The 21,080-nt window shown below is 64.5% G+C and carries 20 protein-coding genes and 2 pseudogenes; 8 read left to right on the top strand and 14 right to left on the bottom strand.

Translation table 11 applies throughout. The features are described from left to right. Positions 1 to 86: 86 nt before the first annotated feature. A complete protein-coding gene (locus tag AC629_RS01695; RefSeq protein WP_084803064.1) occupies positions 87 to 1,001 on the top strand; it encodes a LysR family transcriptional regulator in 915 nt (304 codons plus the stop codon). Positions 1,002 to 1,183: 182 nt separating this feature from the next. Then, entirely contained in the window at positions 1,184 to 2,536 is a 1,353-nt protein-coding gene (locus tag AC629_RS01690; protein ID WP_084803029.1) for an FAD/NAD(P)-binding protein, read from the top strand. A gap of 37 nt (positions 2,537 to 2,573) precedes the next feature. Here AC629_RS01690 and AC629_RS01685 read toward each other — a convergent pair whose 3' ends face one another. The 6 genes from AC629_RS01685 to AC629_RS01665 form a co-directional block, all read right to left on the bottom strand. Further along, positions 2,574 to 2,975, bottom strand: a complete 402-nt coding sequence (locus tag AC629_RS01685; RefSeq protein ID WP_084803063.1) for a VOC family protein — start codon at positions 2,973 to 2,975, stop codon at positions 2,574 to 2,576. 107 nt (positions 2,976 to 3,082) lie between these two features. Next, the gene (locus AC629_RS01680) at positions 3,083 to 3,865 is read right to left on the bottom strand and encodes a class II aldolase/adducin family protein (RefSeq protein ID WP_210418981.1); all 783 of its coding nucleotides are present in this window, start codon (positions 3,863 to 3,865) and stop codon (positions 3,083 to 3,085) included. Positions 3,866 to 3,881: 16 nt separating this feature from the next. Further along, positions 3,882 to 4,202, bottom strand: a complete 321-nt coding sequence (locus AC629_RS49700) for an NAD(P)-dependent oxidoreductase (RefSeq protein WP_283845171.1) — start codon at positions 4,200 to 4,202, stop codon at positions 3,882 to 3,884. Then, on the bottom strand, positions 4,102 to 4,875 hold the full coding sequence (locus tag AC629_RS01675) for an NAD(P)-dependent oxidoreductase (RefSeq protein WP_283845169.1): 774 nt from the start codon (positions 4,873 to 4,875) through the stop codon (positions 4,102 to 4,104). The genes AC629_RS49700 and AC629_RS01675 overlap by 101 nt, the downstream gene beginning before the upstream one ends. Before the next feature lie 141 nt (positions 4,876 to 5,016). Further along, positions 5,017 to 5,397, bottom strand: a complete 381-nt coding sequence (locus AC629_RS01670; RefSeq protein ID WP_084803027.1) for a 4Fe-4S dicluster domain-containing protein — start codon at positions 5,395 to 5,397, stop codon at positions 5,017 to 5,019. Next, positions 5,394 to 6,998, bottom strand: coding sequence for an FAD-binding protein (locus AC629_RS01665; RefSeq protein ID WP_084803026.1), 1,605 nt, complete (start codon positions 6,996 to 6,998; stop codon positions 5,394 to 5,396). Before AC629_RS01665 ends, AC629_RS01670 begins: the two co-directional genes overlap by 4 nt. Before the next feature lie 502 nt (positions 6,999 to 7,500). Here AC629_RS01665 and AC629_RS01660 point away from each other — a divergent pair. From AC629_RS01660 to AC629_RS01650, 3 genes and pseudogenes are all read left to right on the top strand, one after another. Continuing rightward, complete coding sequence (locus AC629_RS01660; RefSeq protein ID WP_084803025.1) at positions 7,501 to 8,508, top strand: ABC transporter substrate-binding protein; 1,008 nt, start codon at positions 7,501 to 7,503, stop codon at positions 8,506 to 8,508. 157 nt (positions 8,509 to 8,665) lie between these two features. After that, a pseudogene (locus AC629_RS01655) lies at positions 8,666 to 9,326 on the top strand (ABC transporter ATP-binding protein). Beyond that, a complete protein-coding gene (locus tag AC629_RS01650) occupies positions 9,319 to 10,143 on the top strand; it encodes an ABC transporter permease (RefSeq protein WP_084803024.1) in 825 nt (274 codons plus the stop codon). The pseudogene AC629_RS01655 and the gene AC629_RS01650 overlap by 8 nt, the downstream one beginning before the upstream one ends. Before the next feature lie 127 nt (positions 10,144 to 10,270). Here the strand turns inward: AC629_RS01650 and AC629_RS01645 are convergent, their stop codons facing one another. From AC629_RS01645 to AC629_RS01615, 7 genes and pseudogenes are all read right to left on the bottom strand, one after another. Further along, the gene (locus tag AC629_RS01645) at positions 10,271 to 10,519 is read right to left on the bottom strand and encodes a DUF3088 family protein (RefSeq protein ID WP_349530977.1); all 249 of its coding nucleotides are present in this window, start codon (positions 10,517 to 10,519) and stop codon (positions 10,271 to 10,273) included. Between the two features lie 28 nt (positions 10,520 to 10,547). Beyond that, positions 10,548 to 10,868, bottom strand: coding sequence for a 4Fe-4S dicluster domain-containing protein (locus tag AC629_RS01640; protein WP_084803023.1), 321 nt, complete (start codon positions 10,866 to 10,868; stop codon positions 10,548 to 10,550). Then, positions 10,865 to 12,493, bottom strand: coding sequence for an FAD-dependent oxidoreductase (locus tag AC629_RS01635; protein WP_210418980.1), 1,629 nt, complete (start codon positions 12,491 to 12,493; stop codon positions 10,865 to 10,867). The genes AC629_RS01640 and AC629_RS01635 overlap by 4 nt, the downstream gene beginning before the upstream one ends. Positions 12,494 to 12,517: 24 nt before the next feature. Beyond that, complete coding sequence (locus AC629_RS01630) at positions 12,518 to 13,300, bottom strand: MetQ/NlpA family ABC transporter substrate-binding protein (RefSeq protein ID WP_084803022.1); 783 nt, start codon at positions 13,298 to 13,300, stop codon at positions 12,518 to 12,520. Between the two features lie 43 nt (positions 13,301 to 13,343). Next, entirely contained in the window at positions 13,344 to 13,586 is a 243-nt protein-coding gene (locus tag AC629_RS01625) for a hypothetical protein (RefSeq protein WP_143198837.1), read from the bottom strand. A 30-nt stretch (positions 13,587 to 13,616) separates the two neighbouring features. Then, positions 13,617 to 14,414, bottom strand: coding sequence for a MetQ/NlpA family ABC transporter substrate-binding protein (locus AC629_RS01620; protein WP_084803020.1), 798 nt, complete (start codon positions 14,412 to 14,414; stop codon positions 13,617 to 13,619). Between the two features lie 36 nt (positions 14,415 to 14,450). Beyond that, a pseudogene (locus AC629_RS01615) lies at positions 14,451 to 15,772 on the bottom strand (O-acetylhomoserine aminocarboxypropyltransferase/cysteine synthase family protein). A 254-nt stretch (positions 15,773 to 16,026) separates the two neighbouring features. Between AC629_RS01615 and AC629_RS01610 the strand changes: the two are divergent. The 3 genes from AC629_RS01610 to AC629_RS01600 all read left to right on the top strand — a co-directional run bounded on the left by AC629_RS01610 (position 16,027) and on the right by AC629_RS01600 (position 19,986). Further along, positions 16,027 to 17,433, top strand: coding sequence for an LLM class flavin-dependent oxidoreductase (locus tag AC629_RS01610; RefSeq protein ID WP_084803019.1), 1,407 nt, complete (start codon positions 16,027 to 16,029; stop codon positions 17,431 to 17,433). A 186-nt stretch (positions 17,434 to 17,619) separates the two neighbouring features. After that, a complete protein-coding gene (locus tag AC629_RS01605) occupies positions 17,620 to 18,585 on the top strand; it encodes an aliphatic sulfonate ABC transporter substrate-binding protein (protein ID WP_084803018.1) in 966 nt (321 codons plus the stop codon). A 60-nt stretch (positions 18,586 to 18,645) separates the two neighbouring features. Beyond that, a complete protein-coding gene (locus tag AC629_RS01600) occupies positions 18,646 to 19,986 on the top strand; it encodes an LLM class flavin-dependent oxidoreductase (RefSeq protein ID WP_084803017.1) in 1,341 nt (446 codons plus the stop codon). A 1-nt stretch (position 19,987) separates the two neighbouring features. Here AC629_RS01600 and AC629_RS01595 read toward each other — a convergent pair whose 3' ends face one another. Continuing rightward, complete coding sequence (locus AC629_RS01595; RefSeq protein ID WP_084803016.1) at positions 19,988 to 21,079, bottom strand: LLM class flavin-dependent oxidoreductase; 1,092 nt, start codon at positions 21,077 to 21,079, stop codon at positions 19,988 to 19,990. Position 21,080 lies beyond the last annotated feature (1 nt).

Raw genomic sequence — 21,080 nt, 5'->3', positions numbered from 1 at the left:
CCTCGTCCAATCGGGTCTTCCGCGCCAATAGACCAGCCCGAGCGACATTCTTGAAATCGATTTTTGATATGCATATCATCGCTCAAATGAATTTAGCTTCCGTCGACCTCAACCTCCTGTTCGCCTTCGAGGCGCTGATGGACGAGCGCAACGTGACCCGCGCCGGCGAACGCGTCGGCCTGGCGCAGCCGTCGATGAGCAGCGTCTTGACCCGCCTGCGGGCGCTGTTCGGCGACGATCTGTTCGTGCGGTCCGCATCGGGCATGCAGCCGACGGCCAAGGCGCTTGCGCTGGCCCGGCCGATCAGCGAGGCGCTCGGACAGATCAGGGGCGTGCTGGCGCCCGGATCGAGCTTCGATCCCGCGACCGCCCGCCGCCGCCTCTCCATCGCGGTGACCGATTACGGCGACCTTGTCGTCATACCGCCGCTGGTCGCGGCGCTGCGACGGGAAGCGCCCGGCATCGATCTCGTGGTACGCCCCATCATTGACGCCGCTGCGAGCGTCGCGAGCCTCGAACACGGCGATGTCGATGCATTGATCGGCGGGCATCTTCCGGCCTCGACGCGCATCACGCGCTGTATGCTGTTCGAGGAGAACTTCGTCTGCATCCGCGACGCCGGCCAGGCCAAGCGAAAAGCCAGGCTGACCAGGGACGACTATACCCGTCTCCCGCATGCCCTGTTCTCGTCGGCGGGCGGCGACGGGCTCCCCGGCGCGATCGATACGATGCTGGCCCGGCACGGGCGCAAACGCCGGACCGCCATCACCCTTGCGCATGTCGTCGCGGTTCCGTTTGCGATCGCCGGCACCGATCTCGTGGCGACGATGGCCGAGCGGATCGCCCGCCGCTTCGCCGAAAGCGCCGGCGTGTCCGTCGTTCCGGTTCCCTATGATGTCGAGGCCTTCACCATCGACCTGCTCTACACCCGTCGGGCCACGACCGACCCGGCGCTGCGCTGGTTCATCGCGCTGGTCGATCGTGTCTGCAAGAAGCTCTGACCGGCCGCCGGCTACGCGCCGATATGATCATTCCACAAACGTCCATTGCGGCAGAAGAAACATCACTCCGGTGTTGCTGCGACATCGATATCGCGGTCTGTCCGACTATCATCGCAATTGAGCCGTAGAACCAATCGCAGTCCTGCGACGTTGACCGACCGATGAAACGGGGGGGCGGCACGATGGGTCCGGAGGGGCGGCACGCGATTGTCATCGGTGGGGGCGCTAGCGGCGCCCTGATGGCGTTTCAACTCCTGAAAGCGTCTCCACCGGATCTTCGCGTCACACTGATCGAGAAACGGCCCGAGATCGGCCGCGGCCTTGCCTACCACGCAGGCAATCCAGAGCATCTCCTTAATGTGCGCGTTTCGAACATGAGCGCGCTGCCTGACGATCCCGGGCATTTCTGGAGCTGGCTGTGCACGCGCCCCGATGGGCCGATGTGTCCTGACCCCTACTGCTTCGTTCCGCGCCAGACCTACGGCGACTATCTCGCCGACCTGATCGCGCCACTGACCTCCCGCGAGGGAACGCGGGGTCTCACGATCTTGCAGAACGAGTGCATCGCGATTGCTGAAACGCCATCCGGCGTCGCCGTGACGCTGGCTGACGGGAAGCTACTGACTGGCGCCATCGCGATTCTCGCGACCGGCCACGACGCCGCGGCCTCGCGCCTGCCCGGCCATGTCGACCCATGGGTGGCTCCCACTGCTGCCGGCATCGACAGCAACGCAACCATGCTGATCCTCGGCACTGGTCTGTCGATGGTCGATTACGTGCTGTCCCTGCTTCGCCACGGACACCGGGGGCAGATCGTCGCCCTGTCGCGGCGCGGACTGCTGCCGAGAGCCCATCGCCGCATCGATCCGATGCATCTCGCCGAGAGGGAAATTCCGTTCGGCGCCCGGATCGGCGCCCTGCTGCACTGGTTTCGTCGCCGTATCGAAGCGCATGTCGGCGAGGGCGGCGACTGGCGCAGCGCGATCGACGCCATCAGGCCCCACACCCAGCGGCTCTGGCGGGAGTTGCCGCTGGAATCACGGCGCAGATTCCTGGAGCATGCCCGCGCCTGGTGGGATGTCCATCGCCACCGTACGGCGCCCGAGGTCGAGACCCGCATTACGGAAGCGCTTGCGGCCGGACGCCTGACCGTCATCTCCGGCAAGCTCGCCACCGTCACACCGAACCAGAGCGGCGCGCTCGTCAGCTATCGCAGGCGCGGCCAGAGCGCGCTGTCCGAGCTTCAGGTCGGCGCGATCGTGGACTGCACCGGCATCGTCAAGGATCCGGGCGCCAGCAGCAACCCGGCGGTCCGCAGCCTGTTCGACAATGGCCTTGCGCGGATCGATCCCTTACGGATCGGCATCGAGGTCACGCCGGATTGTGCGATCGTTGGCGAACATGGATCACCATCACGACGCCTCTACGCTGTTGGCCCGCTCACCCGGGCCGCGTTCTGGGAGATCATCGCCGTACCCGATATACGGCAGCAATGCGCCGATCTGGCGGCGCGTCTCCGGACTCTCTCGCTTTAGGATCACAAAGACTCAGCCAAAGTTCGCCGTAGGCGCCCTAGGTCTGGTCAATCGCCTGCGCAATCTCCCAGACATGACCCGATGGGTCCGCGAAAGACGCGGTGCGCCTTCCCCAAGGACGGTTGATCGGCCCATTGAGCAAATCGACACCGATCTCCCGGAGAGCCGCGCAGACCTGATCAACGTCAACTACCCTGATCGTCAACAGCACGCGCGCCCCTGCGGATGACGGCCCGACAGGCAACGGCTCGACGAGCGTCGGCGCCTGAGACACGTCGAGAAGATTGATCAGGAGCCCGCCAAATCTGAGCACGGATGAGACCGCATCCTCCCAGATCGTCTCGGATGCGAAAACCCTGGCGTAGAAGGCTTTCGACGACGCAATTTCATCGACGAACAATGTGATGACTTCAACTTCGCTTGGCAGACCATTGACCATGTCGCCACTCCCACCATTTGCGGCGCGCGCTTGCGCAAGCAACACAAGCGGCGGCGCCGTGATATCTCACGATCTCACGGCGCGGGCAATTCCCGGGAGTGAGGCTCCTAATTGAACAAATCCGGTTCCGCCTCGGTAATCCAGTCCCACAGCGGCTGGAAGCTGAAATAGCCGCCCTTATGCGTACCGACCTGCCGCGAAGTCAGACTGGCAATTTCGTGCGGGATCGGCTTCGGCGTACCGGCGGCCTCCGCGAGCAACTGCGCGCGCGCGGCGTTGTCCATCGCGATGTACCACCAGGCGGCGGCCTCGATGGTCGGCCCCACCGTGAGCAGCCCGTGATTTTGCAGGATCGCGGCCTTCTTCGATCCCAGCGCCTGCGCGATCTTGCGGCCCTCCTCCGCCTCCAGCACGACGCCGGAGAACGGATCGAACAACACGTGATCCTCGTAGAAGGCGCAGGAATCCTGCGTCAGCGGATCGAGCAGCCGGCCAAGCGCCGACCAGGCCTTGCCATAGGTCGAATGGGTATGCGCGGCCGCGATCACCTCGGGGTGCGCCGCATGAATGGCCGAATGGATCACAAAGCCGGCCTGGTTGATCGGCTTGTCGCCGATCAGGATATTGCCGTCGTGGTCGACGAGCTGAAGGTCGGATACCTTGATCTGGCTGAAATGCTTCGACAGCGGATTGATCCAGAAGCGTTCAGGGAATTCCGGATCGCGCACGGTGACATGGCCCGCGAGGCCCTGATCGAAGCCGTAGCGCGAAAACAGCCGGAACGTCGCGGCGAGACGCTGCTTGCGGTGCAGCCTCTCCTCCTCGAACGTCACCGCCGGCGTCCGCTCGACCAGCGAATATTTCCTGGGCTTCTCGACGACCTTGTTCATCGTTGCGGTTCCTTTTCTAGTATTCGAGAGTCTTGTCGAAGACGTCGGCCAGCGCCACGCCATGCGCGTAGGCGTCGAGATTGACCAGTGTCTTGTCGGCCAGCCGCTTGACGTCCTCGCCGCCTGTCCACGAGACGTGCGGGGTGAGAACGACCTTGGGATGCTCATAAATAGGATCGCCATCGAGCGGCGGCTCCGGATCCGTAACATCGAGCGTGGCGCCGGCGATCCGCCCGTCATCGAGCGCTTGCAGAAGCGCCTTCTGATCGATGATCTTGCCGCGCGCGACATTGATCAGATGCAGCGATTTTTTTGGCCCGTGCCAGCACGTCCGCATTGATCAGGCGGGTGGTCTTCGTCGTCGCCGGCAGCGCCAGGACGAGATGATCGGAGACCTCGACCAGCTGCTCGATGCTGTCTACGGGCTGGCTGCCCGGAAGAACGTAAGGCCAGGCCGAGCGCCTGAGAACCTTGATGTTGACGCCGAATGGCTTGACTCGCTCGGCGACGGCACGGCCGATTGCACCAAAACCTGCGATGCCGATCGTCTTGCCGCTGAGCGAGCCCAGCGGAGCGATCTTCCATTGCTCGCGGCTGCGCGGCCGGATCTCGTGAATGCGCTTTTCGAAGCCGAGGATCGCCGCGAGAACGTATTCGGCGATCGGATCGGCCGAGATGCCGCGGCCGACCGTCACCACCGGCCCGTCGAGCAGCCACGCCGGAAAGAAGTCGATGCCGGTGGATGCGGTCTGGATCCAGCGCAGGCCGAATGGCCAGCCTGCAGGCTTCTCGCCAGGCGCCTTGCTCCAGCCGGCCAGCGGCCGCGTCAGCAGCACGTCGGCTTCAGGCGCGACCTCCCACGCAGCACGATCGGCAGGATGGTCGATGATCAGCGGGCGCGACCAATGTTCGACGAGTGCTGCGCGAACCTCTGCGCCAAGCTGATTGACGATGATCGGCGATCGCACGCTGGTGGAGGCACGCTCGTTTTCAATGCGGGGAGTGTTCATGTCACGCGTTCATGTGGCTCTGATGCGGACATGCTAGGCGCTCGAGGCAAGATAGTCTTTTCAAAGATGGTCGGCATCCTGCAACAACAGGACGACGCGCTTTGGGGAGGCATATGAATTCGTCTCCGCGCGCGTGGCCGGCTATTCCTTCGCGGCGGCGGGCCGTCCTCCTCTCGCTTGCGCCGCAGCCTCGCCGGCGCGACGGAAGACGGTCTCCATCAGCCATTGCTCGTTAAGAAAACGCTCCGCCCATTCATCCCAGCCGGAGTGTTTGCGGTATTGGCCGAGGCGCCCGGACGTCACCACCTGCTCCTTGTTCACGGAGACACGGCGATCGCAATCGGGCGCAACATAAATCGCATCCGTGCGGCAATAGAGCTCGCACATGAAACAGGTCTGGCAGTCCTCCACCCGCGCCAGAACCGGCAGGCCGGCGCGGCCGGGCTCGAGCACATTGGCCGGGCAGACTTCGATGCATGCGCCGCAATCCGTGCAGCGCTCTTCGACGATGAGTTCGATCATGACGCCGCCTCGAGCTGATCGGGTCTGGTCGCCGGCGAAGGACGGTCGAGCGACACCCGGATCCGGTCCAGTCCGCCGCTGAGCAGCCGCGCAGCCAATCCGGGATCCTGCGCAGGACAATCCTCGCGGCGGTGAAGTCCCCTGCTCTCGTTGCGTGCGGCCGCCGTGGCCACCGACCAGCGCGCTGTCGCCACGAGCGCCGCAGCCTCACGCAGGGCAAGCGTGCCCGCATGTCCGTGCTCCGCCACATCGCGCCAGAGGTCGTCGAGGATGCGCGACGACGCGGCAAGCCCGGGTCCGGTGCGAAAGAGGTTCTTGTCGAACGGATGCATCTCCGCGCGCACGCTGCTTCGAATGGCGGCGACGTCGAGTGTCTGTGGTCGCCCGCCCGGTCGCAGCCCAGCACGGCCGAGCGGCCGAAGCCTTTCCGTCCGCCGCACCGCGCTACGCGCCACACGCGCCGCCGCGCGTCCGGCGAACACGCCTGATGACAGCGCCCAGGCCGAATTGACGTTGCCGCCGCCGGAGATCGCGCCCGCGACCTTCTCGCGCGATGCGTTGTCCCCGGCGACGAACAGCCCCTCGACCGCGGTCGCGCCATCCGTATCATGCACGCGCACGCCACCGATGCCGCGGATAGTGCCATCATTGTGCAGGGTGACCTCGAACCGGTCGCGGTAGGGATCGATGCCCCAGCGGTCGAATACCAGCGGCACGTTGGGCGAGATCGTATGCAGCCTCGCCTTGATGTCATCGGGCAGACGGTGCAGCGAGCAGTAAACTGGCCCGCGTTGCAGCGCGCGAGCCAGCCGAATGGTCTGGTCGGGTCCCAGCGGCAAATCCAGCTCCTGCCCGTCGGAATCGTAGTAAGTCGCAAATGAGTAGGCCATGCTGCGCGTCATCGTGGAGTGCGCCGGCGCGATGGTGTAGGCGGCGGTGAATTCCATGCCGGACATCTGCGCGCCCGCCTCGGCCGCCATCAGATAGCCATCGCCCGTGTTGGTGTGCGATCCCAGCAGATGCGACAGAAAGCTGGTCCCGCCCGCCGCGAGCACCACGGCACCGGCCTCGATCCGGTAGGACCGGCCACCGTCCTGCCGGCGAAGGCCGCGCGCGCCGCCGATCGATCCATCGGAACGCGCCAGCAGTTCGAGGACGGGCGAATGATCGAGAATGGTGACGCCGTGGCCGAGCACCTGCTGGCGCAGGGCGCGCATATATTCCGGCCCGCGTACCGCGCGATGGTTTACGCGCCCCTCGTCGTCGACGGCGAACTTGTAGTAGCGAGCAAGCGTCGGCAGCGTGCGCCAGGTCTGGTCGAGGATGCGATACATCCACTCCGCTTCGCCAAGCCCCAGACCGGCAGCCACGCGGTTGGCGACCGCCGCATCGCGCGCCGCGGAAGGATCCGGCGGCACCCACCAATGGCCCGGGCCCGCCGCGGCCGTGACGCCGCTGGTGCCGCAATAGCCCTTGTCGGCCAGCACGACCTTGGCGCCCGCCTGCGCCGCTGACGTCGCCGCCCAGGCGCCCGCCATGCCGCCACCGACGATCAACACGTCAGCCGTCAGCGACAATTCCTCAAGCGACGACGAAACCACCTTGCGCCTCCGGCCAATGGAGCAGCAGCACTCCTGCCCCGAAGGATGCCGGGTGCAGAGGGCGCGCCACCTTGTCGCAGCATGTTTGGGCGGGGACGCGCGCAGGTCAATGAAAGGCAAAACTCTTTTCGGCGCGCGCGGCGAATGACTCGTGCCCTCACCGCCGATAGCGACGAGACGTCCGTCTCGTCGTAGAATAGCGTTCTCCGGATATCGCGCTCAACGAGACGACGGTTTCCGGAGCGAGGCTGACGACGATTTCCAATATCGCGCCAAGAACAGCTGGCACGCATTTCGCCACATCGAGAACACGCTTCTTCCTCTGAAGAGCATTTGAGAACAGAACCTCTGGCAAAGGCGGACGGCACAGCGCGTTTGTTTCGAAGATCTCGACGTGACATCAGTTCACTGGACCGGCCGGCTGATTTCCTGACATGTGGCTGTCAAAAGTTGGAAACGTGACATCTAACGGCCGATCGACCATGAACTCGCGAGACACAGAATGATTGCATCGAAGTCCATTTACGCAGCCGCCCTCGCCCTGGTGATGGCGACCGGGGCTGCAAATGTTGCCCGCGCCGAGACGGACCAGCTTCGCATCGCTCAGCAATTCGGCATCGCCTATCTTCCGCTCATCGTCGCCAGCGAAAAGGGATTGATCGAGCAGGAGGCCAAGGCGCTCGGCATCACGCCGCCGAAGATCGAATGGCTGCGGCTCTCCGGCGCGGCGGCGATGAACGAGGCGCTCATCTCGGGCGGCCTCGACTTCGCGACGGCAGGCATCACGCCTATGATCCTGACCTGGGACAAGACGCGGACCACTGCCAAGATCATCGGCGTAGCTGCGCTGGGCTCGATGGCCAATATCCTCACCACCAACAATCCAAACATCAAGACGCTGGCGGATTTCACTGAGAAGGACCGGATCGCCCTTCCGTCGGTCAAGGTCGGCTTCCAGCCGATCGTGCTCCAGATGGCCGCGGACAAGGCCTTCGGCAAATACGACAAGCTCGACGAGCTGACTGTCAGCATGCCCCACCCCGATGCAACGGCGCAGATCCTCTCAGGGCATTCGGAGATCACCGCCCACTTCACCTCGCCGCCGTTCTCGCAGCAGCAGTTGGCGAGCAGCAAGGTGCATCAGGTCCTCAACAGCTACGACGTGCTCGGCGGCCCCCACACCTTCAACGTGGTCTATTCCACCACGAAGTTCGTCAACGACAATCCCAAGACCATCCAGGCGTTCGTCCGCGGCCTCGACCGCGCCAACGAATGGATCAAGGCCAACCCGAAGGACGCCGCCGCGCTCTACATCAAGGCGGAGGGCTCGAAGCTCGCGCCCGACTTCGTCGAGGGCATCATTCGCGACAAGGACGTCAACTTCACCACGGCTCCGGAAGGCGCCCAGAAGTTCGCGGATTTCGAAGCCAAGGTCGGGCTGATCAAGCAGGCGCCGGCATCGTGGCGGGATCTGTTCTGGTCCGGCCTCGGAGAGAAGCCTGGAAGCTGACATGAACGTCGCTCCGCGGCTGACGGGCCTCGCAGGTGACACCGCTTCGCCGGCGCTGCTCGAGCTCGACCACGTTAGCATCAGCTATCCGACGCCGGACGGCATCCTCACGGCTGTCGAGGACGTCAGCTTCAAGATCTCGGCCGGCGAACGGCTGGTGCTGCTCGGCCCGTCCGGCTGCGGCAAGTCCACGCTACTGCGCGCCGTCGGCGGCTTCCTCAAGCCAAGCGCCGGCGAGCTTCGCATGAACGGCCGGCGCGTCGGCGCCCCCCGGCCCCGACCGCATGACCGTGTTTCAGGAATTCGACCAGCTGCTGCCGTGGCGCACCGTGCTCGGCAACGTGCGCTATGCGCTGGAGCGAGGGAAATCCATGCCACGGCGGGACGCAGAAGGCGTTGCGCGCCGTTGGCTCGAGCGGGTCGGGCTGAAGAATTTCGCCGACGCCTTTCCTCACACGCTGTCGGGCGGGATGAAGCAGCGCGTGGCGATCGCGCGCGCCTTCTCGCTGGAGCCAGCGCTGCTGCTGATGGACGAACCCTTCGCGGCACTGGACGCGCTGACGCGGCGGCAGATGCAGGACGAGCTGCTCAAGCTGTGCGAGGAAACCGGGAACACTGCCTTGTTCGTGACCCACGGCATCGACGAGGCGATCCGTGTCGGCACCCGTATCCTGGCGCTGACGCCGCATCCCGGGCGGCTGGCCGCCATCTTCGATGTTCCGCCGGACACCCGCGCGCGCGGCACCGCTGGTTTCGCCGAGCTGGAACGGCAGATCCAGGAAACCGTATTTTCTGCCCCGGAACTCGGTCATGTCTGACATCGCCGCGCCAAAGCTCGTGCGCACTTCAACGCTGCGGCGGGCCCTCGACGGCACGCCCTGGCGGCGCGTCGTCATCCTCGCCGGCTTTGCGCTGGCCTGGGAGCTCTACGCACGCTGGCTCGACAACGCACTGCTGCTGCCGACCCTGGGCGCGACACTGTCGGCGCTATGGTCTGCCATCCTGTCGGGCGAACTGCCGAACCGCGCATTGACCTCGCTCCGGGTTCTGATCACCGGCTACGCGTTCGGCGTTGCCGTCGCCGCGGTGCTGACGACCCTTGCCGCCTTGACGCGCTGGGGCAATGAGGCCCTGGGCCTCTTGACGTCGATGTTCAATCCGCTTCCGGCAATCGCGCTGCTGCCTATCGCGCTGCTGTGGTTCGGCGTGGGAACGCCGAGCCTCATCTTCGTCATCGTGCACTCGGTGCTGTGGCCAGTCGCGCTGGCCTGCTACAGCGGTTTCCTCGCGGTGCCGCCGACCCTGCGGATGGCTGGCCGCAATCTGGGCCTCTCCGGCGGGCGGTTCGTTGCGGAAATCCTGGTGCCGGCGGCGTTCCCTCAGATCCTGTCGGGCTTGCGGATCGGTTGGGCCTTCGCATGGCGCACACTGATCGCGGCCGAACTGGTGTTCGGTGTCAGCGCCCGCTCCGGCGGAATCGGCTGGTTCATCTACACCAGCCGCGCGCAACTGGAGACCGCGAGCGTCTTTGCCGGGCTGCTCACGGTCATCCTGATCGGGCTCCTTGTAGAAGGCGTGATCTTCCGGAGCCTGACGCGGATCACCGTCCAACGCTGGGGCCAGGTGCAGACCTAGGGTGTGGCTGGCCGCTTCCGCTCAGCCCTAATGGTGAACATGCGGGAATGCGTAGCGTTCGGCCAGATAGCGCAATATTCGCTCCGACGAATCGACGAAGCGCCGGCCGTTGGCGATGCCGGCATCGTCAGGCACCGGCTGGCTGTCGTCGAAGGACCAGAACCGGAAGCGATTGATGCTGGTCGCCCAGGAGCTCGACGATCGCCGTTCGCGGGCGCGCGAATGGCAGGCGATGCACCTCGATCTGCGTTGCCAACCCGGGAAACGACGCCAGCAATCCCTCGATCGCATTGCAGTGCGGACAGACGAAGAAGCGCCCCGGCTGCTCCGGATCTTCAAATCCCGGCTTCAACAGGAACAGGCGGTCTCCACTCATGGCGCGCTCCGCAAGCCGATATGATCCTTCAATGGCCGAACAGCCGGTAGCTTCGATCGGCCGCCCGCAGGTGCCGGCTCTCGTCGACCCAACCAACCGCACGCCGATAGCTGCCGAGCAGAGCCGCCTCCTTGACGGCTGCCACATCGATCCCTTGCGGGACGTCAGCAAACGGCGAGACGAACAGCGCGTCCTCAGGGCAGTAGAGCTCGCACAGGAAGCAGGTCTGGCAGTCGCCCTGGCGCGCGATCCTGGGAATGCCATCCGTCTTGTCAAAGACGTTCGTCGGGCACACGTTGACGCAGATGTCGCAAGCGGTGCACCGCTCGGTATCGATGACCTCGATCATTCGGCAGCCTCGGCGTAGTGGAGGGAAGGCAGCGGCCGCGCCGAGGTCCAGACCTCGTCGAGCCCTCCGGTCGTCACATAGTGGCGATAGCGGTCATCCTGCTCGGGATAATCGTCGCGGCGATGCATTCCCCGGCTTTCCTGACGCGCCAGCGCGCTGCGATACATCCAGCGCGCCGTTGCGAGCATGGCGGCAGCCTCACGCGCACGCAGCAGCTCCTGCTCGTCCGGCGCATCGGCAACCGACGCATCAGACCACAATGCATCCAGGCGGCTGAGCGACTCACCCAATCGTCCGGCCTCGCGGAAGTAATTCAGCTCATAGGGAAACACCTCGCCCTGAACGCTCTGGGCGAGCGCGCCGCCTTGCAACGGCCGCCCGTTGCGGGAGCGCAAGCCGACAGCGCCCCGTCGGAACACCTGACGCCCGAACGTGGCGCCCAGCTGGAACGCAAACTCGGCGGCGCCCTGCCCGGCCCAATACCCCGAAGACATCGCCCAGGCGGCATTGTGGCTGCCGCCACCGGTGAAGCCCCCGCAGATCAGTTCGCGCGTCGCGGCATCGCCTGCCGCATAGAGGCCCGGAACCGTGGTCGCGCAACTGTCATCGAGGATCCGCAAGCCCCCTGTGCCGCGGACCGTGCCCTCGAGGCGAAGCGTGATGGGAAAGCGCTGCGTGAAGGGATCGATGCCAGTGCGGTCGAACGGGAGGAAGAAATTCGGCTGCGATACCCGCATGTGCCGCTGCGTCTCAGCATCGGCCTCGTCGAGCTGAGCGTAGACCGCGCCCTTGCGCAGTGCCCGCGCAATCACCGAGCGGCCGCCTTTCGACGAGGCTCCCGGAATGACGCTGCCCTGCTCATCGGTGAAGCTCGCCCAGCTGTAGAACAAGGTCTTGGTCACCGATCCGAAGGCCGGTGAGATCGCGTAGGCGTTGGAGAACTCCATGCTGGTGAATTCCGCGCCGGCTTCGGCGGCCAGCAGATAGCCGTCGCCGGTGAGCACGTTCGACCCCAGCGTCTTGCTGAGGAAGGCGCATCCGCCGGTGGCAATCACCACCGCCTTCGCATTGACCGTCCAACGATCGCCCTTCTGCCGTCGCAGACCGGTGGCGCCCGCAACGACGCCGCTGCCGTCCACGAGCAGTTCAAGCGCCGGAGAGTGATCCAGGATCGTCACGCCGGCCTGCTTCGTCCGCTTGCGCATCAGCCGCATGTATTCAGGGCCCTGCAGCGAATTCCGCTGCGGCTTGCCGTCCTCGTCGACGGGATAAGGATAGCCCCAATCGGCAAGCTGATTGCTCTGGGCGTAGGTCCGGTCCAGCACCCGCGCCATCCAGCGGCGATCCTGGAGATGGCCACCGAGCTTCTCGCGGCCTGCCATCGCGGCTTCGCGCCGTTCTGGCAAGGGGTCGACATACCACACACCGGTGCCGGCCGCCGCCGTCGCACCGGAGGTGCCGCAAAAGCCCTTGTCAGCGAGCACGACGCGCGCGCCGTGCTCTGCGGCGCTGATCGCGGCCCAAGTGCCCGCGGGACCGCCACCGAGCACCAGCACATCGGCGTCGAACACGACCGATCCTACTGAACTCGACAGCTTTTCGGCACGGCTGGATGGATTCGTCATCGCTGGTCTCCCGATTGAGGCTGTTCAGAACGCGGGGATCTGGCCCGGCAGCTTGTCCTTGATGATCTGGCGGATCGTGTCGTTCTGATAGGCCCGGACCAGCTTCGCCACCCATGGTGCATCCCTGTCCTTCTCGCGAACGGCGATGAAGTTGTTGTAGGGATTGTTGACCGGGGACTCGATCGCGATGGAATCCTTGCCCGGGATGAGGCCGGCCGGAACAGCGTAGTTCGTGTTGATGACCGCGGCATCGACATCGTCCAGGCTACGCGGCAACTGGGCTGCGTCGATTTCGCGGATCTTGAGCTTCTTTGGGTTTGCGGTCACATCGAGTACGGTGGGCAAGATGCCGACCCCGTCCCTGAGCTCGATGAGCTTCTCCGCCTGAAGCAGCCGCAGCGCGCGGCCCCCGTTCGACGGGTCGTTTGGAATGCCGATCGAGGCGCCTTCCTTGATCTCGGCGACCGACTTTGCCTTCCGCGAATAGAGCCCGATCGGAGCGACGATCGTCTCGCCGACGGCAACGATCTTGTATCCGCGCGTCTTGATCTGATTGTCCAGGAAAGGCTTGTGCTGGAAGGCATTCGCGTCGAGATCGCCGACGTCGAGCGCCGCATTGGGCAGCAGGTAGTCGTTGAAGACAACGACCTGAACGTCGAGACCGTCCTTGGCGGCGATCTCCTTGACCTTGGTCCAGATGATTTCGGCATCGCCACCCGATATCCCGACCTTGATCTTCTGGTCCGCAGAGGCCGGCGCTACGAACAGGGCAAGGGCGGCCATCACGAGGAACAAGCGGCGCTTCATCGTCTACGATCTCCTGTTCAAGCAGAACGGTTGGTTCAGGCGGTTACCCGATGCGGGCAACCAGGATGTCTGCTGCGGCATCTGCGAATTCGGCGGACATGTCGTGGAAGCCGATACGCTCCTGAACCGTCGCGATGCGCGGTTGGTTGTTTGAAGCGACCGGATTCAGGCAAGGACGGCCGACTGCTCGCGCAAACCTTGGTGACCGAGCGATCCGTGCGGCCTGCCGCTCGCTTTCGGCCGCGAACGCAAGGCTCATGTGATCGACGTCGACGACATAGATCATGGCGTGATGTCCTTGCGCCAGCGCGCCCACTCAGCTGCTGAACCCCGCCGGAATGAATGCCGGCAACTTCTCCTCGATGAACTGCTTCACCTCGGGCGAGTTGAACACCTGGATGAACGCCTTCAGGCGCGGATCGTCCTTCTTGTCGGGACGGGCCGTGAAGCGCAGCGCGAGACCTTCGTCGACGGTGCGATCGATGATCAGTGCAGACTTCGGGTCACCACCGGCGGGAATGAGATAGGTGATGTTGACGAGTGCCAGCGTCACGTCGTCGAGCGAGCGATAGGTCTGCGCGGGGTCGAGCTCGACGATCTTGAGGTTCTTCGGGTTCTCGGTGATGTCGAACTTGCTGACCGAAAAACCCTTGCCCGGCGTCAGCTTGATCAGCCCGGCCCGCTCCAGCAGGATGAGCCCGCGCGCACCGTTGAGCGGCTCGTTCGGGATGGCGACGCTGTCGCCGGATTTGATCTCGTCGAGCTTCTTGATCTTCTTCGAGAACAGGCCGACCGGCGCGATCACGCCGACCTTGTCGGCCTGCACCAGGTTGAAACCGCGCTGCTTGTTCTGAAGCGCGAGGTAAGTCGCATGCTGGAATAGATTGGCATCGACCTCGCCACTGTTCACGACCTCGTTCAGCGCCACCCAGTCCGACAGCTCGACGATCTTGACGTCCTGCCCCTTGTCCTTGGCGAGCTTGGCGGCAAGGGACGCCAATTGCCCGACGGGGCCGGCGCTGGTCGCGATCTTCAGCGGCTCGCCCGCGAAGCCGGCGGCCGTGAATGCGAGCCAGAGGCCGGCGGCCTGGGCGGTACGACGAAGGATCTTCATTGTCTCAAATTCCCGTTTTAATTCAGGTGAAAGGTCTCACGCGGCCTTGCGCTCGCCCGCGTCGGCCTGCGCCAACGCCTGGCCGAGATCGGCCAGGATGTCGTCGGGATGCTCGATGCCGACCGACAGACGGACGTAGCCGGGGGGTCACGCCGGCTGCGAGCTGCTCGGCCGGAGTAAGCTGCTGATGCGTCGTCGATGCCGGATGAATGGCTAGCGAACGGGCGTCGCCGATATTGGCGACGTGATAGAACAGTTTCAGCGCGTCGATGAACCGCCGGCCCGCTTCGACGCCCCCCCTTCAGCTCGAAGCCGACCAGCCCGCCGAAGCCGCCCTTCAGATAGGCATCCGCCCTGCGCCGGTTCTCGCCGGTCTGCAGGCCCGGGAAGATCACGTTCGACACCGACGGATGTTTGGCGAGGAAGTTCGCGACCTTCACCGCATTCTCGTTGTGCTGACGGATGCGCAGCGGCAGGGTCTCCAGACCCTGGATGAACTGGAACGCGTTCTGCGGCGCGATCGATGCGCCGAGGTCGCGCAGCAGCTTGACGCGGGCGCGCAGGATGTAGGCGATCGGGCCGAGTGGCTTTGCGGCCTCGGTCCAGATCGCGCCGTGATAGGCCTCATCGGGCTTGTTCAGCAGCGGGAAGCGATCCGCATGTGCAGCCCAGTCGAAATTGCCGCCGTCGACGATGGCGCCGCCGATCGCGGTGCCATGGCCGCCGATATACTTCGTGGTCGAATAGACCACCACCGCAGCACCATGCTCGAACGGCCGCGCGATCAGCGGCGATGCCGTGTTGTCGAGGATCAGCGGTACGCCAAGCGAGCGGCCGATGTCCGCAACCTCCTTGATCGGGAATACGTTCAGCTTGGGATTCGGAAGCGTCTCGCCGAAATAGGCCCGCGTTCTGGCATCAGTGGCGCGGCGGAAATTTTCGGGATCGACGGGATCGACGAAACGCACCTCGATGCCGAATTGCTTCAGGGTCTGTGACAGCAGCGTCCAGGTGCCGCCATAAAGGTCTGTCGACGACACGATATTGTCGCCGGCCTGCGCGATGTTGAAGATCGCGAATGCGGACGCCGTCTGCCCGGAGGCAACTGCGAGGGCGGCCGCCCCGCCCTCGAGTGCGGCAAGCCTATCCTCAAAAGCCTGCTGGGTCGGGTTGCCGATGCGGGTGTAGATCGGCCCGAGTTGTTCGAGCGCGAACAGGCGCGAGGCATGATCGGTGTTCTCGAACTGGAACGACGTGGTCTGATAGATCGGAACCGCCACCGCGCCCGTGGCGGGGTCGGTACGATACGAACCACCATGCAACGCGAGCGTCTCGAAGTTCCGGGTTTCCAACGCCATCTGCAATTCCCCTGTCTGTCTCGAGAGCGCGCACGCTGCGCGGCAAGCGGTGCTTGTCGACGAAAATGATGCGGTCGGATTCTGCGGCTGTCGAGCGCTTCAGTAAAATAGCGATGCGCGTGCTGCATCATCGTCGCCTCGCAACGCGTTTGTTTCCGCGCCTTCGCCGAATTGGAAACAAACTCGCTGGCGCAAAATGTTAAAAATGATCACGCACAGCGGGTCGGCTTTGCGATTAACGATCGGGCCAGACCATGACGAGACCGCGCGAGCTGCGATTCAACGCTTTCAACATGACCGCGCCCAGCCACAACTGGGCGGGCCTTTGGTCGCATCCGCGTGATGTGTCGATCGACTACAACACGCTCGACTATTGGACCGACTACGCCAGAACCGCGGAGCGCGGATTGCTCGACGGCATTTTTCTCGCGGACGTGTTCGGCGTCTACGACGTCTATGGCGGAAATGCCGAGGCTGCCGCGCGGCATGCGGTCCAGCTTCCCAACGCGGATCCGACGCTACTCGTGTCCGCCATGGCGCTCGTCACCGAGCATCTCGGCTTCGGCATCACCTCTAACCTGACCTTCGAGCATCCCTACCAGCTCGCACGCACGTTCTCGACACTCGACCATCTCACCAAGGGCAGGATCGGCTGGAACATCGTCACCGGCTACCTCGACAGCGGCGCGCGCGGCATGGGCCTTCCGGCCGGCCGCGCGCATGACGATCGTTATGATGCGGCCGAGGACTTTCTCGCGGCAGCCTACAAGCTATGGGAGGGAAGCTGGGGGGACGGCGCGGTTCGCCGCGACCGCGCCAGTGGCATCTTTACCGATCCCGCAAAGCTTCATCGGGTGCTGCATGACGGTCCCTATTTCAAGGTCGACGGCATCCATCTGGCCGAGCCCTCGCCGCAGCGGACGCCGCTGCTCTACCAGGCAGGCACCTCCAAGCGCGGCCGCGCCTTCGCGGCACAGCATTCGGAAGCGATCTTTCTCAACGGCCAGACCAAGCCGATCCTCGCCTGCGCCGTCCGCGAGATACGAGAGGCCGCCAAAGCCTTTGGCCGCGATCCCTACGACATCCGCCTGTTCGCCGGCGCTACCGTGATCGTGGCGCCGACACGGGCCGAGGCGAACGATCTGCTCGAGGACTACGCGCGGCATGTCGACCAGACCGGCCAGCTCGCCTTGTTGTCGGGCTGGACCGGCATCGACTTCTCGACCTATCGGCCCAACCAGCCGATCGAATATGTCGAGAGCAACGCCATCCAGTCGATGGTCGAGAATTTCACAATACGAAGCGACCGCCCGGTCAATGTCGGCGATCTCGCCCGATTGAGCCGTGCCGGCACGCGGTCGCCCTTCGTGGTCGGCTCGCCGCAGGACGTCGCCGACGAGCTGATCGCCTGGGCCGACCAGACCGACGTCGACGGCTTCAACCTGTTCCGCCTGGTGGCGCCGGAATCGCTGAACGCTTTCGTCGACCTCGTGGTGCCGGAGCTGCAATCGCGCGGCGTCTACAAGACCGCCTACCGCGACGGCACGCTGCGCGAAAAGCTGTTTCCGGGACGTGGCCCGCGGCTCCACGCGACACATCCCGGCGCGGGTTTTCGGCGATTGCCGTCAAAGAGTTCGTTCCATTCCGACGCCGCCGAATAGCGCTGCTTGCCGGCGCGCTTTACCGCAGGGGAAATCCCGTTCTCGCATTGAAACCAGCCGGAGAATGTTCGTTCCCTGGCGAACCATACCTTGAAATTGCAAGGCGAGCTCGTTTACCGGCACATTGCGGGCTTGCTGCTGTGACAACGCGCCGCCGAAAGCGGCTCAGCTTCAGGACAATTCTTCATGTCTCATCTCACGTCCCGCCTGCGGATCCTCGCCGCGGCCGCGCTCAGCCTCTTTGTCATGGCGGCCGTTCGGCCTGCGATGTCCGAGGAGATCCGCATCGGCTATCAAAAATCCTCGACGCTGACGGCGATTCTGAAAACCAACGGTGAACTTGAGCAGGCGTTGAAACCACTCGGCATCACGGTCTCATGGCACGAATTCACCAGCGGCTTGCCGCTGCTGGAGGCCATCAACATCGGCAGCATCGATTTCGGCGCAGACGTCGCCGACACAGTGCCGATCTTCGCGCAGGCCGCCGGCGCCAAGCTCGCTTATGTCGCGGAGGAGGCCGCCTCGCCAACGGCGCAAGCGATCGTCATTCCTCAAGCCTCGACCATCAAGAGCATCACTGAGCTCAAAGGCAAGAAGGTCGCCGTGACCAAAGGCGCCGGCAGCCACTATCTGCTGCTCGCAACACTGGCGAAATCCGGGCTCAGCTTCAAGGACATCACACCCGCCTATCTGACGCCGGCGGACGGCCGCGCGGCCTTCGTCAGCAACAATGTGGATGCATGGGTCGCCTGGGATCCGTTCCTGACCAGCGCCCTGCACCAGACAAAGGGCCGGACCTTGTCCGATGGCAGCAACGGCCTTGCGAGCTACAAGCGCTACTACCTCGCGTCGGCCGCCTATGCGGACAAGCATGCCGAGGTGCTCAACGTGATCTTTGCGAAGCTCTCCGCGACCGGAAAATGGGTGAAGGCGCAGCCGAAGGAAGCTGCCACATTGCTCGCCGGGCTCTGGGGTATCGACGCGGCAACCGTCGAGGAAGCCAACAGCCACCGCTCCTACCAGGTCGGCGCGGTCACCGGACCCGGCCTGTCGGAGCAGCAGCGCATTGCCGATGCGTTCCACGCCGAAGGCCTGATCCCCGTGAAGATCGACACCACGGTCATCAAGATCTGGTCGCCGAAGGGATCCTGATCAGGTTACCCGCCTTGCTGCGTACCGTGATCGGACAACACGCTGACCTCTGGAATTCAAATGCCGCAACGCCAATTGCACCTGAACGTCAACCTGCTCCATTCCGGCGTCTATCCATCGGCCTGGCGACTGCCGGAGAGCGATCCGCGCGCCTTCTTCGATCTCGGCCATTACGTGCGAGTGGCGCAGATTGCGGAGCGCGGCAAGCTCGACGCGATCTTTCTCGCGGATTCCCCGGCCGTAAACGATCGCATCGACTACCGGTCGTTCACCTCGCTCGAGCCGACCATCATTCTGGCCACAGTCGCCGCCGCGACAAAGCACGTCGGCCTGATCGGCACCGTGTCCACGACATATAACGAACCCTACAACATCGCGCGCCGCTTCGTGACGCTCGACCATGCCAGTGGCGGCCGTTCGGGATGGAACGCGGTCACGACCGCGGATACCGCTTCAAGCCGCAACTTCGGCCTCACGGGTGCAGTGGAGCACAAGGCCCGCTACGAGCGCGCCAAGGAATTCACGGAAATCGTCCACGCGCTGTTCGACAGCTGGGAGGACGACGCCTTCGTCGGCGACAAGGCGAGCGCGCGGTTTGTCGATACGTCGAAAGTGCATCCGATCGCGCATCGTGGCCCGTATTATTCGGTGGCGGGGCCGCTGAACGTGCCGCGCTCGCCGCAGGGGCGGCCAGTCACGGTGCAGGCGGGCGGCTCAAGCGACGGCCGCGACTTCGCGGCCGCCTACGCTGAAGCCGTGTTCACGCTGGCGCAGTCGATCGAGGAAGGTGTTGCCTATGCGCGCGATCTGCGCACGCGTGCGGCGGCTTACGGGCGTTCCGGAGATTCCATCGTCACCCTGCCCGGACTTGCCACAGTCATCGGCAGCACCGAGGCCGAGGCAAAGCGGCGGCAGGATGAGCTCTGGGAGCTGGTCCCGATCGAATACAGCCTGGCGCGGCTCGCCGGCACGCTTCAGATCGACCCTGCCTTGCTCGAGCTCGACAAGCCGCTTCCCGATCCGCTGCCGCTTCCGGCGAACGCCAATCACACCATGTTCCAGGGCACCGTGAACATCGCCCGGCGCGGCAACCTCACCGTCCGCCAATTGATCCGCGCCCTCGGTGGCGGCGTTGGTCATCGCATCATCGTGGGCACACCGGAGCAGATTGCAGACGATATCGAGGCCTGGTTCAGCGCCGGTGCCGCGGACGGCTTCAACCTGATGCCGGATGTTCTGCCGACGGGGTTAGAGACCTTCGTCGACACCGTTGTGCCGATCCTGCAGAAGCGCGGATTGTTCCGCACCGAATACGCAGGCACGACGTTACGCGACCATTTTGGTCTGCCGCGGCCGCCGAGCCGCTTTGCGAGGCGAGCCCCGGAAGTCGCTTCGGCCTGAGTTACCTCAGCGACCGGACGAACCTCCCGGACGGCCCGTCCGACTGTCTCGCCCGGACGCGGGGGATGATCTCCTCTGCGAAGCGTCGCATCTCGGCCTCGAAGGGCTGGAATTGCAGCATGAAGAGTTCGATGCCCGCAGCATGGAACGCCTCGATACGTGCCGCGACCTCGTCGTAACTGCCGACCAGCCCGGCGGCCGTGCCACCGTTGCTGCCGACCCGCGGCGTCTTCTGCATGGTCTGCATCATCACGACCTTCGGGTCCGTGTTCTGTTTCTGGATCGCTTTCATCGGCGCATCCTTTGCGGCAAGGCTGAGCAGCCGCTCATGGGCGGCTTGCGCCTCCTCTCGGGTTTCGCGTGCGACGACAAAGGCGGACAGACCGAAACGCAAGGGTGGCGCCGAACCGCGCGGACGGGCCGCGACGTCGGCGATCAGGCCGGCGACATCGTCGAGCGGCTGGCCGTTGATGAACCAGACGTCGCCATGGCCGGCGACCAGATCGCGCGCCGGCTCGGATTCCCCTCCCACGTAGATGGCAGGACGCTTCCGATAGAGGCTGGTCGGTCGCAGCGCATAGTCCGAGACGCTGAAATGATCGCCGCTGAAATTGAGGCGCTCACCCTCCATCAAGCGGGACACCACGGAGATCCACTCCTTGCCATAGGCATAGCGCGCGTCATGCTCGGGAAATCCGATCCCAGCCTTCTCCAGTTCGGGCCGGTTCCAGGCATTGACCAGATTGATTGCAAAGCGGCCGCGGCTGATGTTCTCGATCCCCAGCGCCAGCTTGGCCAGCACCACGGGATGATAGAGATACGGCTTGATGGCGGCGATGATCTCGATCCGCTTGGTCAGCGCCGCAACCGCTGCCGCAGCGCTCCAGGCTTCGAGCTGGTCAAGATCCTCCTGGTGAGGATTGATCGTGTGCTGCGCGATCAATGTCGAGTCGTAGCCGAGCTCCTCGGCTGCAAGGATCAGATCACGATTGCGCTCCCAGGAGGCATCATAGGGTTCTTCCGGATCCTGATGCGCAGCACGGGGCCCGTGCACCAGCGCCCAGATGCCGAAGCGAATCGGTGCGGTCGTCATC

It is taken from the genome of Bradyrhizobium sp. NAS80.1, from assembly GCF_001908205.1.
In the GTDB taxonomy this organism is placed as follows: Bacteria; Pseudomonadota; Alphaproteobacteria; order Rhizobiales; family Xanthobacteraceae; genus Bradyrhizobium.
The sequence above is the reverse complement of the archived record's forward strand: the minus strand, read 5'-3'. Positions and strand labels throughout refer to the sequence as shown.

What these genes read in the sequence shown, in the direction of transcription:
- AC629_RS01650 (WP_084803024.1), top strand. Translation starts at nt 9,319, where the DNA reads ATGTCTGACATCGCCGCGCCAAAGCTCGTGCGCACTTCAACGCTGCGG.
- AC629_RS01605 (WP_084803018.1), top strand. Translation starts at nt 17,620, where the DNA reads ATGTCTCATCTCACGTCCCGCCTGCGGATCCTCGCCGCGGCCGCGCTC.
- AC629_RS01660 (WP_084803025.1), top strand. Translation starts at nt 7,501, where the DNA reads ATGATTGCATCGAAGTCCATTTACGCAGCCGCCCTCGCCCTGGTGATG.
- AC629_RS49700 (WP_283845171.1), bottom strand. Translation starts at nt 4,202, where the DNA reads ATGCGGACGTGCTGGCACGGGCCAAAAAAATCGCTGCATCTGATCAAT.
- AC629_RS01675 (WP_283845169.1), bottom strand. Translation starts at nt 4,875, where the DNA reads ATGAACACTCCCCGCATTGAAAACGAGCGTGCCTCCACCAGCGTGCGA.
- AC629_RS01600 (WP_084803017.1), top strand. Translation starts at nt 18,646, where the DNA reads ATGCCGCAACGCCAATTGCACCTGAACGTCAACCTGCTCCATTCCGGC.
- AC629_RS01690 (WP_084803029.1), top strand. Translation starts at nt 1,184, where the DNA reads ATGGGTCCGGAGGGGCGGCACGCGATTGTCATCGGTGGGGGCGCTAGC.
- AC629_RS01680 (WP_210418981.1), bottom strand. Translation starts at nt 3,865, where the DNA reads ATGAACAAGGTCGTCGAGAAGCCCAGGAAATATTCGCTGGTCGAGCGG.
- AC629_RS01685 (WP_084803063.1), bottom strand. Translation starts at nt 2,975, where the DNA reads ATGGTCAATGGTCTGCCAAGCGAAGTTGAAGTCATCACATTGTTCGTC.
- AC629_RS01670 (WP_084803027.1), bottom strand. Translation starts at nt 5,397, where the DNA reads ATGATCGAACTCATCGTCGAAGAGCGCTGCACGGATTGCGGCGCATGC.
- AC629_RS01695 (WP_084803064.1), top strand. Translation starts at nt 87, where the DNA reads ATGAATTTAGCTTCCGTCGACCTCAACCTCCTGTTCGCCTTCGAGGCG.
- AC629_RS01645 (WP_349530977.1), bottom strand. Translation starts at nt 10,519, where the DNA reads ATGAGTGGAGACCGCCTGTTCCTGTTGAAGCCGGGATTTGAAGATCCG.
- AC629_RS01610 (WP_084803019.1), top strand. Translation starts at nt 16,027, where the DNA reads ATGACGAGACCGCGCGAGCTGCGATTCAACGCTTTCAACATGACCGCG.
- AC629_RS01625 (WP_143198837.1), bottom strand. Translation starts at nt 13,586, where the DNA reads ATGATCTATGTCGTCGACGTCGATCACATGAGCCTTGCGTTCGCGGCC.
- AC629_RS01630 (WP_084803022.1), bottom strand. Translation starts at nt 13,300, where the DNA reads ATGAAGCGCCGCTTGTTCCTCGTGATGGCCGCCCTTGCCCTGTTCGTA.
- AC629_RS01635 (WP_210418980.1), bottom strand. Translation starts at nt 12,493, where the DNA reads ATGACGAATCCATCCAGCCGTGCCGAAAAGCTGTCGAGTTCAGTAGGA.
- AC629_RS01595 (WP_084803016.1), bottom strand. Translation starts at nt 21,079, where the DNA reads ATGACGACCGCACCGATTCGCTTCGGCATCTGGGCGCTGGTGCACGGG.
- AC629_RS01620 (WP_084803020.1), bottom strand. Translation starts at nt 14,414, where the DNA reads ATGAAGATCCTTCGTCGTACCGCCCAGGCCGCCGGCCTCTGGCTCGCA.
- AC629_RS01640 (WP_084803023.1), bottom strand. Translation starts at nt 10,868, where the DNA reads ATGATCGAGGTCATCGATACCGAGCGGTGCACCGCTTGCGACATCTGC.